Source organism: Avibacterium sp. 20-126 (assembly GCF_044358625.1).
Lineage (GTDB): Bacteria > Pseudomonadota > Gammaproteobacteria > Enterobacterales > Pasteurellaceae > Avibacterium.
Genome location: NZ_CP091457.1, coordinates 1,883,410 through 1,904,749 on the forward strand (window position 1 = coordinate 1,883,410; position 21,340 = coordinate 1,904,749).

Consider the following 21,340-nt stretch of genomic DNA (forward strand, 5'->3'; position numbering starts at 1 on the left):
TTTTAGGTATATTGTTTCATTGCTGGTTGAGTAAAATAACGCTTATCTTCCCAGCGTAGCATTGTCATTCGATTGCCCCACACGCAGCCGGTATCAAGGGCATAAATATTAGCTGGCGTAGGCGTATCCACTAAACTTGCCCAATGGCCAAAGACGATATTTTGTGTTTTAAACAACGGATTATTAAGCCTAAACCAAGGTGTCAGTTCAGCGGGGGCTTCATCAACAGGGGCTTTGCAATCAAAGTCAAGGCGGTGATCATAATAGCAAAAACGCATACGGGTAAACACATTAATAATGTAACGTAAACGGTCGATACCGTGCAAATCAGGCGACCAGCGATCTGGCTGGTTATCATACATTTGCGCGATCATTGCATAATAATCACCGTGACGTAGCACTTGTTCCACTTCGCTAGCACAAGCTTTCGCGGTGTCAAGATCCCAATCAGGTGAAATGCCGGCATGAGTAAGCAAGAAATTGGCTTGCTCATTATGAATAAGTAAGGGTTGCTGGCGAAGCCAGTCAATCAACTCGTGAAAATCAGGGGCGTTGAAAATGGCATCCACACGATCTTTGCGCTTCACTTGCTTAATTCCAAGTGCGGTAGAAATTAAATGCAAATCGTGATTGCCTAGCACAGTGTGAGCCGCCTTGCCAAGCGATTTGACTAAACGCAAACATTCGAGCGATTTATCCCCTCGCGCCACCAAATCACCAACCAAATAAAGGATATCTTGGCTTGGATCAAACTTTACCTTTTCCAGCAAAGCGTGCAGTTCATCATAACAGCCTTGCAGATCGCCGACTAAATAAGTTGCCATTGTCTATTCCACTTCACTCTGTTCATTTTCCAGCACGGGATTATCACACAGCCAGTTTGCCAATCTTACATAATCGGCAATGGAGAGATTTTCCGCTCGTGCGTTCAAATCAATACCAAGTGCGGTGAGATGTTCTGCAGAAAATAATGTAGAGAGCGCATTGCGCAAGGTTTTTCGACGTTGATTGAAGGCTTGCGTACAAACACGGTTGAGCCAATATAAATCCTTCACTGGGTGTGGCAACGTGCTATGCGGAATTAAACGAACCACCGCAGAATCCACTTTTGGTGCAGGCTTAAATGCGCTCGGCGGTACTTCCAATACAGGCATTACTTGGCAAAAATATTGCGCCATAATGGTTAAACGGCCATAAGCCTTGCTATTTGGTGCAGCACAAAGGCGTTTTACTACTTCTTTTTGTAGCATAAAATGCATATCTTGAATTTGTTCGCAATAGTTGAACAAATGGAACATTAATGGCGTTGAAATGTTATAAGGAAGATTGCCGAAAATACGTAATTTCTGATTTTTTTCTGCCAGTTTTTCATCTTGATAAAGCTGAGCAAAATCAAACTGCATTGCATCTGCTTCGATCACATTCAATTTTTGGTGTAAAAAGGGATGATGGCGTAAACGTTCAGCCAGATCGCGATCTAACTCAACCACCGTTAAACGTTCAACACGTTCCGCCACAGGTTCTGTTAATGCCCCTAAACCGGGACCGATTTCCACCAAATATTGATCTGGCTGTGGATAAATAGCTGCCACAATACTTTGAATAATATTATCATCGGATAAAAAGTTTTGCCCAAAACGCTTACGGGCGGTATGACCTAAATGTTTTCTTGAATTCATAATGATTGATACTGTTAAAAAAGACGCACTATTATAAAACAAAAATCCCAGCATGGGGGCTGGGATTTTACGATTGATTAGTTGAAATATTTTATATCTGCTGTTTTTCGTAATGCTTTTACCCAATCTTTAGAAGCAAATTCAATTTGTTGATTAACAAGTTGCTGATAGGCTTTTTGCATATAAGCTGCCTGAGTCCTATCGCCTTTACGAGTATCCGTTACTTCTAAAATATGCCAACCAAATTCAGTTTTAAATGGATTAGAAATAACGCCTTTTTTACTTTTTACAATAGTTTTCGCAAAAGGCTCAACATAGGCTTCGGGAAAAGCAAAGCCTAAATTTCCACCATTTGCACCAGATAAATAATCTTTTGAATAATTAAATGCTGCCTCAGCAAAGCTAGTCTTACCCGATAGGATTTCAGCGCGTACTTGTGCCAATTTAGCTTTAGCTTGTGAATCATTTAAAAGTGGGTTTAATTTCAATAAGATATGACGAACTTGATATTCAGTTCCCATAACTTTCTTTTCAGTACCATTCGCTTTTGCTTGTTCAAGTAATTTTAAGCCAAGAGCTTGAACTTCTTCGCGAGAAACATTAATACTTTTACCAATTGCTTGATTTCTAACTTGCGACATTAATAATTGATCAGCAATTTGACGACGATATTGATCATAATTAATACCCTGATAATCTAGTGCATCTAATAATTGACCAAAAGTTAAGCCATTCTGCGCTGCAATGCTTTCAATGACTTGATCAACTTGTGCATTAGTAATTTTTATCCCTGACTCTTGCACCGCTTGTCTAGTTAAAATCTGATCAATAATCATATCTAACGCATTCTGATAATTTGCTTTATTATTTGCTTTCTTACCAATGACAGATTTGACTTGGCTTTCTAATATTGGTGCGCCATTGACTGTTGCCACAACTCGTTCCACTGCATTCGCATTACTCACAATAGCTAGCATACCTACTACGCTAAATAAAAAAGCTTTTATATTAAATTTTTTCATAGATTTCCAGTATCAAATTAGTTACATAATTATTTTATTACTACTTTAGAGCTTAAATGATAAAAAAGGTTCCATATTTAATAGTAATTAAACAGATAAAATGATTCTACCTATTTTTACCTAATAATGCTACTTCATAACATTGATCAAACTTCATTGTGCGCACTTGCACTTTTTCTGTGCGACTGGTTGGCACATTTTTGCCCACATAATCCGCACGAATGGGTAATTCACGGTGTCCGCGATCAACAAAAATAACTAATTCCACTTTTGCTGCACGTCCAAAATCAATTAACGCATCTAATGCGGCCCGAATGGTTCGCCCGGTAAATAAGACATCATCGACTAAAATCACGATTTTATTTTGAATGCTGACATAATTTGATGCACCGCTATAAACGGGCGATTGACTTTGTGGCTCAACATATTCTAAATCATCGCGATAAAAAGTAATATCCAAATCAAGGGAAGGGACTTCTTTCCCCGTTAAATCATTAATTTTACGCTTAATTAATTCTGCGATCTCTGCCCCACGGCGTTTAATGCCGACGATCACTAAGTCATCAAGATGTTGATGTTTTTCTATGATCTCGTGTGAAATCCGAGAAATGGTTCGCATAAATCGATCTTCATCAATAAGAATTTTTTCTGCCATTTATAAATCCTAGGTTGTGATAAATTTTTTCGCTACTATACCAAAAACTCACAAAAAAATGACCGCACTTAATAAAATTCTTTCTCGCTCAACATAACGAAAAAGCACAAACGGGCGTTTGTGCTTTGTATCGTTAATCGATGGCATACCCTGCATTCGGCAAGCGCTTGCCATCTAAATAAGCCTTGCCAGCCTCAAGCGTTAACCGATCGGTAACAAACCATTTAATCACCAAAGGATAAATTTGTTGCTCTTGATATTTCACTCGCTGCTCAATATCAGCCACTTCATCATCAGGAAAAATCGGCACTTTCGCTTGTAGCACAATTGCCCCGCCATCTACCTCTTCATTGACAAAATGCACCGTTGTGCCGTGTTCTTGTTCGCCCGCCTCTAAAGCTCGCTGATAAGTATGTAAACCGGGGTATTTCGGTAACAATGAAGGATGAATATTGAGAATTTTACCTGCAAAACGTTGGGTAAATTCAGCAGTCAAAATTTTCATATATCCAGCTAGGACAATCAAATCCGCCCCTAATGTGGCGATATAATCACCAATAGCCTGATCCATTTGCTTATTATCTGCATAATCTTTTCGCTCAAAAAGTGCGGTAGGAATTTCAGCCATTTTTGCCCGTTGTAACCCATAAGCCGTTGCTTTATTAGAAATGACAGCACAGATTTGTGCGGGGATATCGCCAACCTTGCAGGCATCAATAATGCTTTGCAAGGTTTGCCCCTCACCAGAAATGAATACAGCGATCTTTTTCATTAACGAATAATAACCTGCTGTTCACCTTCACTTAGGCTTTCAATATGCCCAATCTGCCACGCCGTTTCGCCCGCTTGGTGTAATAATGCTAAAGCGGTTTCCACTTGATCTTGTGGCAAGGCAATGATCATTCCCACACCACAATTGAAAGTGCGGTACATTTCATAACGTTCAATATTGCCCTGTTCTTGTAGCCAGTTGAAAATAGCAGGCCATTGCCAGCTTGATTCATCAATCACCGCTTTCACATTATGTGGTAACACGCGTGGAATATTTTCCCAAAAACCACCGCCTGTTAAGTGAGAAATGGCGTGAACAGACACGTGTTTGATTAATTGCAAAATGGATTTTACATAAATTTTTGTTGGCGCTAACACTTGATCGGCGAAAGGTTTTCCGTCTAATTGTGCCGTAGCTGGCTCAATGCCTGAACGTTCGATTACTTTACGGATTAATGAATAGCCATTGGAATGCGCCCCACTTGAGCCTAATGCGATTAAGGCATCGCCCACTTTCACCCGACTACCGTCAATAATTTCAGATTTTTCTACGACACCGACGCAGAACCCCGCCAAATCATAATCACCTTGATGATACATACCTGGCATTTCAGCAGTTTCACCGCCGACTAAGGCACAACCTGCTTGCTCACAACCATTTGCGATACCTTTAATCACACTCGCTGCCACATCAACGTCTAATTTACCTGTGGCATAATAATCAAGGAAAAATAGTGGTTCAGCGCCTTGCACCACTAAATCATTCACGCACATCGCTACCAAGTCAATGCCAATGGTATCGTGTTTATTCAAATCAATGGCAAGGCGTAATTTTGTCCCAACACCATCTGTGCCAGATACCAAAATTGGCTCTTTATATTTACTTGGTAATGCACAAAGGGCGCCAAAGCCACCCAATCCACCCATCACTTCTGGACGCGTAGTGCGTTTTACATCGGCTTTAATTTTTTCCACTAACGCATTGCCAGCGTTAATATCGACACCTGCATCTTTGTAACTTAATGATTGTTTGCTCACGATTTTTTCCTATATGACTTGAGTTACTAAAAATCGCGCGTATTGTATCACGCCTACGCAATCGTTTGCGATAAATTTTCTCTTGTCCCACTCTTTTCATTCTTTAGACACATTTTGATTTGTGCAACAGCTCACAAAATTGGCTTTTTTTGTTAGAAATTGAACCCCAAATATGCAAGAATAATTTTAACCTAATCAACACGCATTCTTCCTCAGAATGTAAGGAGGTCAAAATGAGAAAATTAGGTTTATCACTGAGTGTAATGCTACTCGCTGCTTGTTCTGCCACCCCAACTTTGCCTCCTCCCGAAGTCAAACTCGTGCTACCAATCTTAACCAAAGCGGGCTATTTCAAGTTAGCACCGAATACCGAATATTATGTGGATACCCAATCGGTTTGGGTGGATAACGAAGACAAACATTTAATTCATTTTGATGTCGTGATTAATTCAGACAAAGGCTTATTCGTGTATAAAAACCGTCCAGAGCTTTACGCGCGATCCGTGCGTCAATATAAAATACTCAACTGCGACACTTATCGTCTGACACAAGTTAGAACAGATTATTACAGTGAATTTTGGGGCGATGGTATCCGCGCAGCGCTACGCAAACAACAACGGCATACGGTAAAATTGCAAAAAAATTCCACCCTTTATGTATTGGGTCAAGTGATGTGCGCCAATATGTATCGAAAATGGTAAATGAAAAAACAGGCTCACTAAAATAGAAAAAACGAGAAGAAAAAAAGTGCGGTGCAAATTTTCAGCATTTTTGCACCGCACTTCTTATTTAAGCATTACGGGCGTTTAATCAAACGCTTACGCATTTTTATATTGATCATTTCAACCACAACAGAAAAGCCCATCGCGAAATAGATATAGCCTTTTGGAATATGGAAATCTAAGCCTTCGCCAATTAATGCTACGCCCACTAAAATCAAGAATGAAAGCGCTAGCACTTTTAGCGTTGGGTGAGCTTCCACAAAATCGCCAATCGGTTTTGCCGCAAGCATCATCACTCCCACAGCAATAATGATCGCTAAAATCATTACGCCAACTTGACTTGCCATTCCCACTGCGGTGATCACGGAATCAAGGGAAAACACAATATCTAAAATGGCAATTTGAATGAGTACGCTGAAAAAATTCACTTTTTTCACCGCACTTTGTTCTTCTTCCTCTTCTGGCGTCATTGCGTGGTGAATTTCGTGGGTACTTTTGGCAACGAGGAACAATCCCCCTAAAATTAAAATGAGATCTCGTCCTGAAATTGATTGTGAAAATACCTCAAATAATGGGGTGGTTAATTTCATCAGCCAAGAAAGGGAAAGCAGTAATAAAATACGCGTTGCCATTGCTAAGCCTAACCCAATCAAGCGTCCAGATTGGCGTTGTTGTGCTGGTAAACGTCCAACTAAAATGCTGATAAAAATGATGTTATCAATGCCTAACACAATTTCTAATGCAGTTAGGGTAAATAAGGCCACCCACGCCTCTGGGCTGGCAATCCAATCAAACATAATCCGTTCCTTAAAGAAAGTAGAGATAAAGCGAGCAATAATATAGATTTCTCACTTTAATGCAAAGGGAAATCAGCTATTTCGCTGAAATTGTTGCAAGATTTCGTGTGTGAAATTTTTGCGTAAATAAAAACCAAGTGGCAAGGTGTCAATCATCTCACCGTTTCGCCCAATGCCTTTCGTGAGCGATTTCCGATTTGCGCCTTTAGGGCGAAGTTGTAACACTTCACCCAGACGTGCGGTAATTTCATCAAGGCGGCCAAATACAATATATTCCATTAATTCTTCCCAATCTTGTTGTAAGCGTTGTTCTTGTTCATAAGAAGGTTGCCACAAAATAGGCTGTCCGATATGACGCTCAGCAAGAGGAATACTGCGTTCACCTTCAATGGGTATCCACAGCACTTTAGATAATTTATGCCGAACGTGGGAAGATTGCCACGTAATGCCACTATTTTGCACTAGTGGGGCAAGGCTGACAAAGGTGGTTTCTAAAGGTTTGCCCTGACGGTCAATGGGAATGGTTTTAAGTTCAATGCCAAGGTGTGCAAAATCTTGTTCTGCTTTGCTTCCTGCGGTTGCGCCTAAGGCACTTTCCAGCAACATACCTACCCAGCCTTTATCCCGTTTCAAATTAGGTGGCACAGCAATATTTAGTCCTTTGGCAACTTCACCAAAGGTGAGACCAGCGAGAGATTGCGCAAGGGAAAGAAGGGCTTGTTCGGAGTGCGAACTATTCGGACTATTCATAAAGTGCGGTGCTTTTTTATCTGGTTTTTGCCTAGCTTTGATACTTTTTCAATAATTTTTGTTTAACGTATTCCACGCCTTTATCCACATAAGCAATATTTTCTAACTGTAATAAATAGCGTTTGGCTGGTAATCCACCACCAAACCCTGTTAGCTGACGTGTTTTACCTAACACACGATGACAAGGAATGATAATGCTAATTGGGTTGCTCCCTACTGCACCGCCTACCGCCCGCACCGCTTTAGGGTTATTAATGTGATGAGCTAACTCGCCATAACTTGAGGTTTCACCATAAGGAATTTGGCACAATTGTTGCCAAATGCGTTGCTGAAAGGGCGTACCTTGTGGATTAAGCGGAATATCCGCAAAGGTTTCTTTTTCGCCATTGAAATAACGTGTTAACGCCGCTGAAACCTGAGTAAAGAGCAGGTGATTTTCTCGCAAAATCCATTTCGGATTTGGGGTAATTTGCTCGGCTTCAAAATCCAAATTGGTCAATTTATTATCTTGGCTAATCATTAATAATCGCCCTATCGGGGAATGATAATAACAATAGTAGATTTCAGGCATTGGTGAGTTCTCTAAAAATCATATAAAAAAAGACCGCACTTGCATTTTATACAGAAAATGTAGGGCGATAGTTAGCAATTTTTACTCTGTCTAAACGTTGCTGAAAACGTGCATTATGCTTCAACTCCCACAAATCTAAGTTATGTTGCAAATTAATCCAAAACTCAGGACTCGTTCCAAAAGCCTTTGCCAATTTAACCGCCATTTCTAAGGTCACTTTAGAATGATTATTTACCAAGCTACTTGCAGTATTACGATGAACATCAAGAATTTCAGCAAGATCACTAATTTTAAGATTAAGTGGATGTAAAAATTCCTCTTGCAAGACTTCCCCTACTGATGTGGGTTTACGCTGTGTTGAGAACATCATTTCTCCTTATAAATCATAACGATGAGGATCAAGATAAAGCTGAGAAAGTTCGCCATTATCAAAATGAAAAATCAGACGATATTGTTTATTAACCCGAATAGAATAGCGTTTATTTTCTTTAGGCTCTAGTAACTCAAGACGATTTGCAGGCGGAACACGTAAATCATTCAAATTTTCTGCCGCATTTATCATATCTAATTTTCTCGCTAATACTTTTGCTAAATTTGGCAGGAATTTTGCTATGCAATTCTCCATACTGAAAAAAACGATAAAGATAATCGTCTTTAAAATGCTTAGCCGTTAAATTAAACACTTTATTTGCTCTGCTTATCCCTTATTATGAAAAATATTCTAAAGAATTAAATTGCACAGCACAAGTATGCAATTTAAGAAAAAGCCTATCCGATTGGATTGGCTTATTATAATGAAATTTGCGTAAATGCCTAGTTTCTCAAATTAGAAGCTATAATTTACGTTTAAACCGTAAAGGTTAGCACTGGATTTTGAAGTATAATTAGCATTTACGCTTGCCTTAACCTCTCCCCCCATTTGTGGCGGTAGCTGAAATTTGGCAATATCTTGTTGTTCAGTGAAACTCACTTTCTTGCCACGTAAGTGAGCAAAACCGAAATCCACAGAAAGATTTGGGGTAAATTTATAGGTTGCCCCTAAGCTGTACCAAGTTCGGTTGGTATCAGGTATGGCTGCTGTCGCTTGCCCTGTTGCTTTATCATAAGCAACGCCAGCGCGCAAAACTAAGGCATCATTAACTTGATATGTTCCACCTAATGAAATGAATGATGTATCGCGATAATTTAAGTCTTTATCAAATGCCTCATTACCATCATCATAAGTCGCGTGTAATTCCTGTAAACGACTCCATTTAGTACGTTTATAACTATAATGCACAGCAAAGGTATCTGTTAATTGATGGAAACCCGAGATCTGCCAATAACTTGGCAAATGCAAAGTTAATCCACCCGGACCAGAACGCTCTTGACCAATCGCTGCATTATCTTTGAAATCAATATCAACTTTTGAATGATAAGATAATCCTAAACGATGGTTTTCATTAAACTCATAAACTAAACCCGCATTCCAACCGAATCCCCAAGCATTTCTATCTTCAAGATGTGTAACAACTGTACCTCGATTAAGCATATTACTTTTCGCCGCTAATCCAGCGATCAATGCTGGCGGCAATGGCATATGCGATGTAAGGGCAACAGCTTCAGATAATGCCTCATCTAACATTCCGGCTCTACGTTCAATCTTAGCTTTTGCATATACAGCATTAACCCCTGCACCAAAGCTAAACCCCTGAGTAACACGATAAGCCCCACTTAAATTAAGATTGATTGTCGTTAAATCAGTTTTCCCACCAAATACGCCACCATCATAATCTTCATTATATTCACTCTTTAAACCAAAATTTACATTCATTCCAGTACCAATAGCGAACTTATCATTAATTGGTGCAACAAAATACATATTAGGAACAAACGCATTTGGCACTACATTATTATTATCAAGATTACCATTCGCTAACTCTTTCTGAAGTACCGCAGATGTCAGTGTTGCTTTAGCCTCACCTGAAACACGAATTTTAGAATCTACATAAACGCCACCAGCACTAAATTGGTTGGTTTTAAATAATGTCATTAACGCTGGGTTGGTCGCTACCACAGAAGCATTATCAGCAATCGCGGCTTCACCCGCATAAGCTCGCCCTAAGCCAGAACTTGACACTTCTGCTAATTGGAATGCTGCTGCTTGTGCGCCGCCTGCAACAGCTAATAATGCAGAAGAAAGTAATGTTCTTGAAAAAATTGTTGTTTTAGTCATTTGTAACCTTTTTTCGATTAAATTGATAAAAATTGATTAAAAAAGCCGTTGGATTGTAAAGAAAGCCCCCCACTAGTGCAAACAAATTTGGGCAAACTAATCAGAGTTCAGACCAGTTGAGAAATCTAAAAAGAAAACAAAGGGATGATAAGTGACAACATCGTAATAAACGTTGAGAGTGTATAGAAAACAGAAATAAAAATACCCAGTTTAACTGGGCATTGCGAAATTTCGGACTATTAGAAAAAAGACCACAACAAAATGGCTAATAACTGCGGCGAGAGTATTCGCAAGAACATTACTAAAGGATAGACCGTTGCATAAGAAAGCGCCGCGACCCCACTATCTTCTTTAATCGCATTGGCAAAGGCTAGCGCTGGCGGATCCGTCATTGAGCCTGCAAGCAAACCGCATAAAGACAAGTAATTCAGTTTTAGATATAAGCGAGCAAATAGCCCTACCGCCATTAATGGGAAAAATGTGATGATAATGCCATACCCCATCCATTCAAGCCCTGAGCCGTTCACTAGGGTATCCACAAAATTACCGCCTGATTTCAGCCCGACTACCGCTAAAAACAGCACAATACCAATTTCTCTTAAGGCAAGGTTTGCACTTGGTGGCATAAACCAGTAAAGTTTTCCAATGCTGCCTATTCTTGCCAAAATCAAGGCAACAACAAGTGGCCCACCTGCAAGCCCAAGTTTTAACGCCACAGAAAGCCCCGGAATATAAAAAGGAATTGACCCCACCAGCACGCCTAAACCAATACCAATAAACACTGGCAGCATTTGTACCTGTTGCAATTTTTGTTGTGCATTCCCAATAAGGGCAATGGCATTATCAATTACATCTGTTCGTCCGACAATATGTAATACGTCCCCAAATTGAAGTGTAGTATCCGCACTAGGAACTAGCTCTACCCCTGCACGGTTTAAGCGAGAAATTACCACGCCATATTTTTGATGAATACCAAGTGATTTTATTTTCTTTCCTAGAACTTTCTCATTTGTTACAACGATACGTTCAGAGCGTAAATCCCCTGTCAGAGTTGAACGTGGCACATCAATGGCTTCACCAATGACTAACTTCATTTTATGCAGGACGTGAACATCACCGACTAAATGCAAAATATCATCAAGAAGAATTTCCGTATCGGCACTTGGCACACTCACATTCTCGCCACGTTTTAAACGAGAACAAACCACATCCTCACTTTCAAATCCGGGAATTTCAATTAAGGTTAAGCCATTTAAATTCTGATTTGTAACCCGAATATTCATTGAGCGTAAACTGTCTTTATCTTGCCCACTTTCACGTTGGAAATTTGCCTCTTCTTCCTCTACTTTTATCTTAAAAAATAACCGCACTAACCACATTGTGAGTAAAATCCCACAAATCCCAAAAGGATAGGCCACTGCATATGCCATCCCCATATTACTTGTGGTATGGCTCATTCCCAATTCAGCAAGAATTTGTTGCCCAGCCCCCAATGATGGCGTATTTGTAACTGCGCCAGAATAGATCCCCAAAATAATATCAAGTGGAACCTCAGCCGCTTTATATAATACAACCACACTGGCTGCCCCAAGCAACACGATCAATACGGCTAATCCATTGAGCTTTAAGCCAGATTCTCGCAATGAAGCAAAAAAACCGGGACCGACTTGAATCCCAATTGTATAAACGAAAAGAATTAACCCAAATTCTTGAATAAAATGTAACGTATGTGCATCTAAGTGCACGCCATATTGGTTGGTAAAATGGGCAACAATAATTCCCCCAAACAAAACACCTCCAATACCTAACCCAACGCCACGAACTTTGAAATGCCCGATCCATAATCCGACGACCGCAACAAGGGCTAAAATGCTAATCGTCACCGCAATATCACTCATCACAACCTCGATAATTTCATTTAACTAAAAAAATTATAGCAACCTCTAAACAGAAAGAATGGATTAAAGTCTAAAAGTTTAATCTACATCACATTTTTCTTGCGTGCGGACTAAATTTCTTTAACAATCTTTGAACAAATTTTTAATTCTGCACTCTAAACAAAGACGATTTAACCTTTTATTTTCACATATTTACTCGGACGGTATTATGAATTGGTCAGAAGAATTACTCAGTTCATTTTTATGGATAATTCAAAGTCTTGTTATTACAAGCATCGCATTTTCTATTATTTTAGCCATTTTGGTGAAAACAACCCGTTGGGCAAGACAATTTTGGCTCATCACCCAAACTTACCTTTCGCCGAAACAGCATTTAAAACCACTCTGTTATTTTTGGGTGATTATTTTCTTTAATTTGCTTGCGGTACGGTTAGATATTCTCTTTTCTAACTGGTATAACGCAATGTATAGCGCCTTACAAGAAATGAATGCAAACGTATTTTGGCAACAAATGATCATTTTTTCTTTGCTCGCGACGGTACACGTTTTAAACGTCTTGTTTACCTATTACCTTTCGCAACGTTTTAAAATTCAATGGCGAACTTGGCTTAATCAACAATATCTCAACCAATGGACAGCAAACCAAGCCTATTACAAAACCTTGCACGGCACTAGCCAACTAGACAACCCCGATCAGCGAATTCAGCAGGATATTGACTCTTATGTGACCAGCTCGCTTGGCTTTGCCACTGGCGTCATTTCCTCAACCGTATCACTGGTTGCCTTTACCGCAATTTTATGGGATTTATCCGGTCCAATGGTGATCGCAGGCTATGAAATCCCACATATGATGGTCTTTCTGGTTTTTGTTTATGTGCTAATTACGAGTCTTATCGCTTTTAAAATTGGACGACCATTAATAAAACTTAACTTTGCCAATGAAAAGCTTAACGCGAACTACCGCTATTCCCTCATTCGTTTAAAAGAATATGCCGAAAGCATCGCCTTTTATCGTGGTGAAAAAATGGAAAGCCATATTTTATTTAAACAATTTAACAACATTATTAGCAATATCTGGCAATTGGTTTATCGAATGCTAAAACTGTCCGGATTTAATCTTGCGGTATCGCAAGTTTCCGTTATTTTTCCTTTTATCATTCAAGCGACACGTTACTTTAGTGGACAAATTAAATTAGGGGATTTAATGCAAACTTCACAAGCGTTCGGTAAAGTGCAAGAAGCCCTTTCTTTTTATCGAAATTCTTATGATGACTTTACCGCTTATCGTGCAGTACTTGATCGTTTAACGGGTTTCCACAGTGCGCTCCATTCTATTAATCACAACACAAATGTGGAAATAGAAAATAGCGATGGCGAAGTGATTTTTCAACATTTAACGATTAAACGCCCTGATAATCAAAGCCTGATTGAAAAACTTAATCTCACTCTCCCTTTAGGAAGTCGCCTACTTATTCAAGGTCCTTCTGGCTCAGGAAAAACAACCCTATTACGCACCATAGCCGGACTTTGGCCATATTCTGAAGGCAAAATATATTGCCCGCAAACACAGGCATTGTTCCTCTCACAAAAACCGTATTTACCGCAAGGTCGGTTAATTGATGCGCTTTATTATCCTACGCTTGCACCTCAAGAACCGGATTTATCCCATATTCAACAAATTATGCAACAGGTCAATTTAGGTCATTTAAGCGATAAACTTGAACAACAAAAAGATTGGACGCGTGTACTTTCTCTCGGCGAACAACAACGCCTTGCTTTTGCGCGTTTATTTTTACATAAACCACAGGTTGCCTTCCTTGACGAAGCCACCGCAAGTATGGACGAAGGATTGGAAGAAGCAATGTATCAATTATTAGATAGCATATTGCCAAATACCACTATAATTAGTGTAGGGCATCGTTCTACCTTACTGAAACATCACGCATTGCATTTACAAATTCAGCCAGACAAAAGCTGGCGTTTATGCTAACTAATAAAAAATCAGAATAAACAAAAGTGCGGTGTAAAAATAGGAAGTTTTTACACCGCACTTAGCTTTTTATTTAATCTTATTAACTAGTTACAACTAGGTTTGCCTGTTTTATGATTAATTGCGCCATTTTGAATAAGCAGTTTTTGCATTTCAGGTAAATTACGCTCACAGGCATAAGACAAGGCACTTTGGTTATAAGAAAACATTGATGGCTCTTTTGTGGTGGTCACTAAATTCACATTTGCTCCCTGAGAAATAAGGAATTTTACTGTTTCCAAGCGGTTATTGCTGGCTGCAACCATCAGCAAGGTTTCCCCATCACTTTCAATGCTTTGATCGTTTAAATCTACGGGACTTAAATTCCCATAGATTTTTTTCACTATATGGGTATTTTTGCCTAATACAGCTGATTTCAGCACGTTATAAACATCACCTGAATCAGTAGCAAAAAGGCTTGCACCTTGTGAGATCAAATATTCTACAATATCTTCATAACCAATAAATGCAGCCCAACCAAGCGCAGTTTGCCCAAGACTTCCTGTATCTTTTACCTCAAGATCTTGCCCTTTTTCAACCATCGCTTTAATTTCAGCTAAATTACCTTGTTTGACGGCATCAAACCAGTGTGCATTTTCACCTTTAGAGGGTTCTGTATAGAAAATGCGCCACGCAAGCTTATTTGGATTCGCAATATCGTGCATTTCTTCTGCACTAATACGAAATGCGGAGGTATAAGGCTTCGCCTGTTCATTTTCTGTTGCAGAGGCAAACATTGATATGCCAAGGGTTAAGGTAAAAGTAAAAAGTTGGGTTAATTTTTTCATTATCTTCTCTCTAATAAAGTAGGGAGCGAGCATTATAAAGAGAAGTGCGGTGTAAAAACAGGGAATTTTTTCACCGCACTTAAGAATGGTTTTACTGAATACTAAATCGTAATGGCACAGTCAGTGAGGAACTAACGCCCGCGGGTTTTGGTCCAACAGAACGCGCGCGTTTTACGGCATCAAGGGCGGCATTATCCAGATCATTATTCCCTGATGATTTTGCTAATTGCACATTATTCAATGAACCATCATTTGCGATGATGAAACTAACAGTAACGATTCCTTGCTTTCGCATCATTTTGGCGCGTTGCGGATAACGTTTCTGACGCTCAATTTCCTTCCTTATGGCACTAAGGTAGGCTTTGGCTTCATCTGAACTTGTTCCTTTCCCAACTAAATTCGGATTAGTTACCGTTGCTTTGCCTAGGCTCGTTGCATTGGAGGTGATCTTCGCCGCTGAATTAATATTACGATCGCCTTTTTCTAATTCTTTATTTGCCAACGGTTTTTCTTTTGGTTTTTGCTTTGGCTTCTCTTTTGGGATTTTTTTTGGCTTTTCTTTTTTAACCTCTTTTTCCTTTGGTTTTTCAGGCTTTGGCGGTTCTGGTTTCACAATAGGATCAGGCACGCTTTCTTTCACTTCTGGTTCCGGCTCTATTGGCTGTGGCTCTGGTGTCACTTCAGGCTCTTCCACGGTCATTCCCATTAGCATTTCCATTGAAATGCTATTATCAATGATTTCTGCCTGATAACCATTTGCCGTGCCATCATCTCGTATTGCATAAAGAATTGCCCCAATGAGCGTTACGTGGAACAGCAAAGAAAAGAAAAAACCAAACCAAGAACGATGTTTATTTACCATTTAGTTGCCTTTCTCTTTCATTGTTACAATGGCAACATTTTTGATGTTATTCTTCGCCATTAAATCCGTGAGGCTAACAAAATCTTGGAAGGTTGCTTTCGCATCGACTTTTAGGGTAACTTTTTGATCTTTCGCCCAACTTGCGACTTCTTTTTCCATTTGAGCGAGATCCGTAGGTTTATCGTTAAAAAAGATTTCCCCTGTTTCGGTAACCGTTAATAATTTAGCCAAATCGTCCGACTTAAATGCGACGGTACTGCTTGCTTTTGGCACATTGACTTGGATTTTTCCTTGAGAAATAAAAGACGCGGTAATTAATACAATCGCCAGCAACACTAACATAATGTCAATGAAAGGGATAATATTGATTTCATCAAACTTTTTCACATTATGCCCCTAGATTTTTTTGTCCGTTTAAGGCTTTCCATTTCAAGCGATTCACTTCTACTTTGCGTTGTAAACCGTTGTAAAACACCATTGATGGAATGGCAACTAAAATCCCTACGGCAGTGGCTTTGAGGGCAAGAGAAAGATTAAGCATAATGGCAGCAGCATCAATATCTCCCCCTGAATTTCCCAATTCATAGAAGGTTAATAGAATACCGATAACTGTGCCAAGCAAGCCGACATAAGGGGCATTCGATCCAATAGTGGAAATAATAGTGAGATTACGGTTGAGATCGATGTCTAATTCGTGAATATTGGTGTAGTGTGAAACATTCACACGGCTCAAAAAGATAAAACGTTCAATGACGAACCATACCATCATAAAGCTCATTAAGCCGAGTAACCCTAAAATAATGTAATCAATATAATGTTGTAAAAATGCGAATAATTGTGGCATTGGGAAATCCTTAACGCTGACGTTAAATAAAACTGAGGCAAACTGCCCTTAATTGTTATTGAGAATGAATTTCAATTAGGTTGCAAATTGTAACAAATTAAAAATTTTCGGTCAAAGTGCGAATAAAAAATGCGGTGAAAAATCACCGCACTTGTTAAACAGATTAGAATGTGTAATTTACATTCATTCTAAAGTCGCGTCCAGAGCCCGTTAAACTATTTACCCCTGCACGCTGGCTATGGCTTTTGTAGTTTTTGTTGAATACATTATCTACTGCAACGTTAATCGTGAGATTTTCATTGGCTTCCCAGCTCGCATAAAGATCATTTACGCCATAACCCGGTTGTTTCACACTTGCGCTTCCACCTGAACCACGGCTAGGTGTTCCTGTTTCGCCTTCAACAAAACGTCCTTTCCAACCGATAATTAAGTTTGGATTAGCGAATTTGTACGACACTTCGGTTGTCCAAGTACGCCCTGTTGCCACAGCAAATACTGTATTATCCGCCACATTACCATAGACTTCAGGTTTACTTTCTGCCACACCTGCGCGTAGTGTTAAGCCCGCGTATTTATAAGCAGCGGAGAGTTCATAACCTTGGTTACGCAATAATGCGCCATTATAAATAACATTATTTTTCAATGACATCGCATCTTTTACTTTTTGCCAGAAGTAACTTCCACTTAGTGAAATACGATCATTTAAATCATAATTGAAACCAATTTCTGCATTGCGTGCTTTTTCTGCACGGATATTGCTATCGATTCCAATTGTGCCAGAACCAGCAATCATTACCTCATATAAACGAGGACTACGGGTTGCATAGTTCAAGCTGGTGTTCAAGCTTAAATCATCAGAAACTTGCCAAATTAAGCCCGCACTTGGGTTGAAATGCCCTTTGCTTGCCTTAGAGCCATCTGACGCTTTAAAGTTAAAGTAATCATAACGCGCACCTGTTGTTAAGATGACTGGCCCCATTCCCCAAATGCCTTCTACATACACACCGAGATCGTCTTTGCGTTGATTATGCGCCTCTGCGGCAAGTTGATTTGGTTTTCCTACTTGTTTACGATAATTTACGCCGTATTTCACTAGGTGATTTTCACCAATGGCGCTGTCTAAATTTAAGTTAGCTCCCGTGGTGAGAATTTGGGTTTTACTGCTTCCTTCTTCACGTACACGTTTTGTATGATAAACATTGGCTTTCGCTTCGGTAACAAAGCCCATATTCTTACCTGTCCACTCCAAATTGGTGGTATCTTGCGTAGTGGTACGGTAACGTGGGTTATTATTCTCTTCATTCACCACATAATTCCCATTACCATCTAATACATAGTATGCATTCTTCCCACTTCTATCTTTGCCGGCATAAACGTTACTTAATTGATAGCCTTTATTGATTTGTGCTGAAGATAAGCGAGCAGTAGAAACATAAGAATTAGAAAAATCAAATTCTTCACGCAATGCACGCACACCATAGTAACGTTCTTGGCGATGGCTTAGTACTACACGTTGATTTTCAGTAATATCCCAACCCAATTTAGCCAATAAGCCACGCTCACCTAGTGCGCTGTTTTGTACGGTATCTGAACCATTAAGATTTTTATAATCTTTACCGCCTTTATAGTTTTCTTTGTGATTCCAGTTACCTGAAACTAACGCATCAAATGCCCCTACTTTGCCATATACACTCGCGCCTTGCGTATAGCCTTTATTACTACGCACGCCGCCAGTAAGTTTAAACCCAAAATCTTGCCCTTCTCTTAATAAATCTTGCGCATCAACAGTTGTTGCAATAATTGAGCCACTGGTTGCACCAATCCCAGCACTGGCAGAACCCGCTCCTTTTTGTACATCAATACGTTTAATTAAGGCTGGATCCAATAAGAAACGGCCTTCGTGGTGGAAGGATTGGGTATCTGAATAAGTATTGTCCACTTTGAAATCAATTTGATCTTGCCCCATTCCACGAATTGTTACCCATTGCGATGTTCCACCATTTCCACCACCAAAATTAATCGCAGGCTCATTAAATAACAAACCACGTAAATCCGTTTCCGTACTACGCTCCATTTGTTTTAGGGTAACGACATTGGTTTTGCTTTTCGCCCCGGTATTTTCAGTAACAACATCAATCACACCTAAGGTTTCCGCTTGCACCGCCGTTGCCACAAGTGTTGCGAGAGGTAAAAGAACAAATTTTGCTTTCTTCATAATGAACTTCCTTTATTACACACCATTAAAATATTGAGAATTATTATCGTTTTTTTTTGCATCTTTAGTCAATCGTCAGAAATGGAAAAAAGCAAATTTTTATCTACCAACAATAAAATCTTTAAAAATAAGAAAAAACTCATAAAAAAAACACCGCACTTTTATAAATAAATTAGATAACATTCAAAAATAAAAAGTAAATGCAAGGCAAAAGAAAAAGACGAAAGGCAATTCACCTTTCGTCTTTCTGCTTTTATGATAAGGAAATGCGTTTAGTTCGGCTGTGTTGCTGATGAAATTTTTTCTACTCTCGCTTGTTTCACCATATTATCTGCGACTTCTAAAATCGTGATTTTTAAGCCGTTAATTTCACATTCTGTTCCTTCATCAGGAATTTCTTCTAAATGCTCTAAAATAAGTCCATTGAAGGTTCGGGCTTCATCGGTATCCAAATGCCAGTCAAATAATTTATTTAAATCCCTGATATTTGCTGATCCTTCAATAATCATTGAGCCATCTGATTGCTGGGTAACTTCTTCATCAATGGAAGGTGCAGTAGAAGTGGTAAATTCACCCACAATTTCTTCCAAAATATCTTCCAATGTCACCAAGCCTTTAATGTCGCCATACTCATCAACCACTAAACCTATACGTTCTTTTTTATTACGGAAGTTGACTAATTGTGCATTTAATGGCGTGCCTTCAGGGATAAAATAGGCCTCATCAACTGCTCGAATTAATGTCTCTTTACTAAATTCATTTTTATCTAACATTAAACGATATGCTTCACGCACACGTAAAATACCTAGCACATTTTCGTCCATACTTTCTTTGTATAGCACGATTTTACTGTGTGCCGAGTGATTAAGCTGACGCATAATGGCTTTCCAATCATCGTCAATGTTGATCCCGCCAATATCATTGCGTGGCACCATAATATCGTCCACCGTCACTTTTTCTAAATCCAAAATAGAAAGCAACATTTCTTGGTGCGCGGAAGGAATGAAATGCCCTGATTGATTCACAATAGCACGTAGCTCTTCCGTGCTTAATGAACTGACTTTTTGTTCATTTTTAACACGGAATAATTTCATCAAACCACGAATAATCAGGTTCATTAAGAACACGATTGGACTAAAAATTTTCAGCAATGGCGTAAGAATATGACTTGATAAAAATGCCACTTTTTCTGGGTAAAGTGCTGCAATGGTTTTGGGGAAAATTTCAGCGAAAATCAGCATTGCAAAAGTTAATGCCCCAGTGGCAATCGCCACCCCCATATCGCCATACAAACGCATTCCAATAATGGTTGCAATCGCGGAAGCAGAAATATTAACGAGGTTATTACAAATTAAAATAAGGCTAAGCAGAATATCGGTTTTCTTGAGTAATTTTTCTGCCTTTTTTGCACCTTTATGTCCCTTTTCAGCAAGGAACCGCATTCGATAACGATTGGCAGAAAGTAAGCCCGTTTCTGAGCTAGAAAAATAAGCGGATAAAATCAGTAAAATAATTAACGTGATAAATAATGTACTAAGGGGGATACTATCCAAAATCAAATCCTTTTATCAAACCATCGTTCTTGGGCGCTCAAATTAAAGCCCTAGCCCAAACGCAACACGACTGCCAAAATAAGCAATTGAGAGCAAAATCATACCCGAAATACTATAAATAATCACCTTTTTTCCACGCCAGTGCCATTTCCAATGCCCAATTAAGGCAATGGCTAACACACCCCACGCTAAAAAAGAAAAAATCGCTTTTTGTACATTTTGCATACCAAAAAAGTCGGGTAAATACACCGCGCCAGAGATTAACGTTAAAGTCAGTAAGAACTCACCACTTAACATCAAACGGAAAAAATGCCGTTCTACCGTCATTAATGGCGGAATAATAGGCGATAATGCTAACTTTTTACTTTTTAAGTTTCTATCAATCCACCACAATTGAACGGCATATAAGGTCGCAATAAAACATACCGCATAAGCCAATAAGGCTAAACCGATATGTAAAAATAAGCCCACATTATGGATTAAATGTTGCACAAGTGCGATAGGTAAAAATGTCTGTAAAATCAAATTAATTATCGCCAAACAATACACAATGGGTAATAAGAACCACAGGGTATTCACTCGAAAACCAAGCGCAAAGGTTGCCAAAGCAGCCACAATTACACTTAGCAGAGAACTAATATCCATCAGGGTAAATTGTTGGGCATTCGCTAAATGAGAAAACAGGGGGACAAGACTAATGCAATGTGCCACAACTGCCAAAAGTGCGGTGCAAAAAAACAATGTTTTATTCGGTTTTTTCGTTTGTTCTCCCGAGTGTGCTTTTAATAACATTGGGGTAATGAACAAAATACTGATTATGTATAAAAAAATCGAAAATATGGCAAACCACATTTTTACTCACCTTAAAGCCAAATCAAGAATTATTTTTATTCTAGCCTTGCCGCACTAAAATCGCTATAAATTTCTTGCA

21 protein-coding genes and 1 pseudogene are annotated in these 21,340 nt (G+C 39.2%); 2 read left to right on the forward strand and 20 right to left on the reverse strand.

Annotated features, from left to right (window positions below; all coding sequences use genetic code 11):
• Positions 1 to 2: 2 nt before the first annotated feature.
• From apaH to purM, 6 genes are all read right to left on the reverse strand, one after another.
• A complete protein-coding gene (apaH, locus tag L4F91_RS08840) occupies positions 3 to 824 on the reverse strand; it encodes a bis(5'-nucleosyl)-tetraphosphatase (symmetrical) ApaH (RefSeq protein WP_250349568.1) in 822 nt (273 codons plus the stop codon).
• A gap of 3 nt (positions 825 to 827) precedes the next feature.
• Entirely contained in the window at positions 828 to 1,679 is an 852-nt protein-coding gene (gene rsmA, locus L4F91_RS08845) for a 16S rRNA (adenine(1518)-N(6)/adenine(1519)-N(6))-dimethyltransferase RsmA (protein ID WP_250349567.1), read from the reverse strand.
• A gap of 77 nt (positions 1,680 to 1,756) precedes the next feature.
• A complete protein-coding gene (locus L4F91_RS08850; RefSeq protein WP_250349566.1) occupies positions 1,757 to 2,701 on the reverse strand; it encodes a peptidylprolyl isomerase in 945 nt (314 codons plus the stop codon).
• Positions 2,702 to 2,807: 106 nt separating this feature from the next.
• Positions 2,808 to 3,356: a bifunctional pyr operon transcriptional regulator/uracil phosphoribosyltransferase PyrR gene (pyrR, locus tag L4F91_RS08855; RefSeq protein ID WP_250349565.1), complete on the reverse strand. Its 549-nt coding sequence runs from the start codon at positions 3,354 to 3,356 to the stop codon at positions 2,808 to 2,810.
• Positions 3,357 to 3,489: 133 nt separating this feature from the next.
• Positions 3,490 to 4,128 carry a phosphoribosylglycinamide formyltransferase gene (gene purN, locus L4F91_RS08860; RefSeq protein WP_250349564.1) on the reverse strand — a complete coding sequence of 213 codons (639 nt, stop codon included), beginning with the start codon at positions 4,126 to 4,128 and terminating at the stop codon, positions 3,490 to 3,492.
• Positions 4,128 to 5,165: a phosphoribosylformylglycinamidine cyclo-ligase gene (gene purM / locus L4F91_RS08865; RefSeq protein WP_250349563.1), complete on the reverse strand. Its 1,038-nt coding sequence runs from the start codon at positions 5,163 to 5,165 to the stop codon at positions 4,128 to 4,130. The genes purN and purM overlap by 1 nt, the downstream gene beginning before the upstream one ends.
• A 233-nt stretch (positions 5,166 to 5,398) precedes the next feature.
• Here purM and L4F91_RS08870 point away from each other — a divergent pair, with 233 nt between their 5' ends.
• Positions 5,399 to 5,866: a surface-adhesin E family protein gene (locus L4F91_RS08870; RefSeq protein WP_395896035.1), complete on the forward strand. Its 468-nt coding sequence runs from the start codon at positions 5,399 to 5,401 to the stop codon at positions 5,864 to 5,866.
• Between the two features lie 95 nt (positions 5,867 to 5,961).
• On the opposite strand, the gene L4F91_RS08875 is transcribed toward L4F91_RS08870, so the two are convergent.
• The 7 genes and pseudogenes from L4F91_RS08875 to L4F91_RS08905 form a co-directional block, all read right to left on the reverse strand.
• A complete protein-coding gene (locus L4F91_RS08875) occupies positions 5,962 to 6,684 on the reverse strand; it encodes a TerC family protein (protein ID WP_250363530.1) in 723 nt (240 codons plus the stop codon).
• A 72-nt stretch (positions 6,685 to 6,756) separates the two neighbouring features.
• Positions 6,757 to 7,434, reverse strand: a complete 678-nt coding sequence (gene mutH / locus L4F91_RS08880; protein ID WP_395896037.1) for a DNA mismatch repair endonuclease MutH — start codon at positions 7,432 to 7,434, stop codon at positions 6,757 to 6,759.
• Positions 7,435 to 7,465: 31 nt separating this feature from the next.
• Positions 7,466 to 8,005, reverse strand: a complete 540-nt coding sequence (locus tag L4F91_RS08885; RefSeq protein ID WP_395896039.1) for a methylated-DNA--[protein]-cysteine S-methyltransferase — start codon at positions 8,003 to 8,005, stop codon at positions 7,466 to 7,468.
• Positions 8,006 to 8,051: 46 nt separating this feature from the next.
• Positions 8,052 to 8,372: a HigA family addiction module antitoxin gene (locus L4F91_RS08890; RefSeq protein WP_395897873.1), complete on the reverse strand. Its 321-nt coding sequence runs from the start codon at positions 8,370 to 8,372 to the stop codon at positions 8,052 to 8,054.
• Positions 8,373 to 8,381: 9 nt separating this feature from the next.
• Positions 8,382 to 8,688, reverse strand: a pseudogene (locus tag L4F91_RS08895) (type II toxin-antitoxin system RelE/ParE family toxin).
• Positions 8,689 to 8,831: 143 nt separating this feature from the next.
• Positions 8,832 to 10,220, reverse strand: a complete 1,389-nt coding sequence (locus tag L4F91_RS08900; RefSeq protein ID WP_395896041.1) for an outer membrane protein transport protein — start codon at positions 10,218 to 10,220, stop codon at positions 8,832 to 8,834.
• Positions 10,221 to 10,459: 239 nt separating this feature from the next.
• Positions 10,460 to 12,118: a putative transporter gene (locus L4F91_RS08905; protein WP_250349556.1), complete on the reverse strand. Its 1,659-nt coding sequence runs from the start codon at positions 12,116 to 12,118 to the stop codon at positions 10,460 to 10,462.
• Positions 12,119 to 12,326: 208 nt separating this feature from the next.
• Here L4F91_RS08905 and L4F91_RS08910 point away from each other — a divergent pair, with 208 nt between their 5' ends.
• Positions 12,327 to 14,108, forward strand: a complete 1,782-nt coding sequence (locus tag L4F91_RS08910; protein WP_250349555.1) for an ABC transporter ATP-binding protein/permease — start codon at positions 12,327 to 12,329, stop codon at positions 14,106 to 14,108.
• A gap of 86 nt (positions 14,109 to 14,194) precedes the next feature.
• On the opposite strand, the gene L4F91_RS08915 is transcribed toward L4F91_RS08910, so the two are convergent.
• The 7 genes from L4F91_RS08915 to L4F91_RS08945 all read right to left on the reverse strand — a co-directional run bounded on the left by L4F91_RS08915 (position 14,195) and on the right by L4F91_RS08945 (position 21,261).
• On the reverse strand, positions 14,195 to 14,935 hold the full coding sequence (locus tag L4F91_RS08915) for an ankyrin repeat domain-containing protein (RefSeq protein WP_265762592.1): 741 nt from the start codon (positions 14,933 to 14,935) through the stop codon (positions 14,195 to 14,197).
• 91 nt (positions 14,936 to 15,026) lie between these two features.
• Positions 15,027 to 15,797 (reverse strand): energy transducer TonB, encoded by a 771-nt coding sequence (locus L4F91_RS08920; protein WP_265762591.1) that lies wholly within the window; start codon positions 15,795 to 15,797, stop codon positions 15,027 to 15,029.
• Positions 15,798 to 16,184, reverse strand: a complete 387-nt coding sequence (exbD, locus tag L4F91_RS08925; RefSeq protein ID WP_250349552.1) for a TonB system transport protein ExbD — start codon at positions 16,182 to 16,184, stop codon at positions 15,798 to 15,800.
• A gap of 1 nt (position 16,185) precedes the next feature.
• The gene (gene exbB / locus L4F91_RS08930) at positions 16,186 to 16,641 is read right to left on the reverse strand and encodes a TonB-system energizer ExbB (RefSeq protein WP_250349551.1); all 456 of its coding nucleotides are present in this window, start codon (positions 16,639 to 16,641) and stop codon (positions 16,186 to 16,188) included.
• A gap of 163 nt (positions 16,642 to 16,804) precedes the next feature.
• Positions 16,805 to 18,856, reverse strand: a complete 2,052-nt coding sequence (locus tag L4F91_RS08935; protein WP_395896045.1) for a TonB-dependent siderophore receptor — start codon at positions 18,854 to 18,856, stop codon at positions 16,805 to 16,807.
• Between the two features lie 272 nt (positions 18,857 to 19,128).
• Entirely contained in the window at positions 19,129 to 20,409 is a 1,281-nt protein-coding gene (locus L4F91_RS08940; RefSeq protein ID WP_250349549.1) for an HlyC/CorC family transporter, read from the reverse strand.
• Between the two features lie 42 nt (positions 20,410 to 20,451).
• Positions 20,452 to 21,261 (reverse strand): inner membrane protein YpjD, encoded by an 810-nt coding sequence (locus L4F91_RS08945; protein ID WP_395896047.1) that lies wholly within the window; start codon positions 21,259 to 21,261, stop codon positions 20,452 to 20,454.
• Positions 21,262 to 21,340 lie beyond the last annotated feature (79 nt).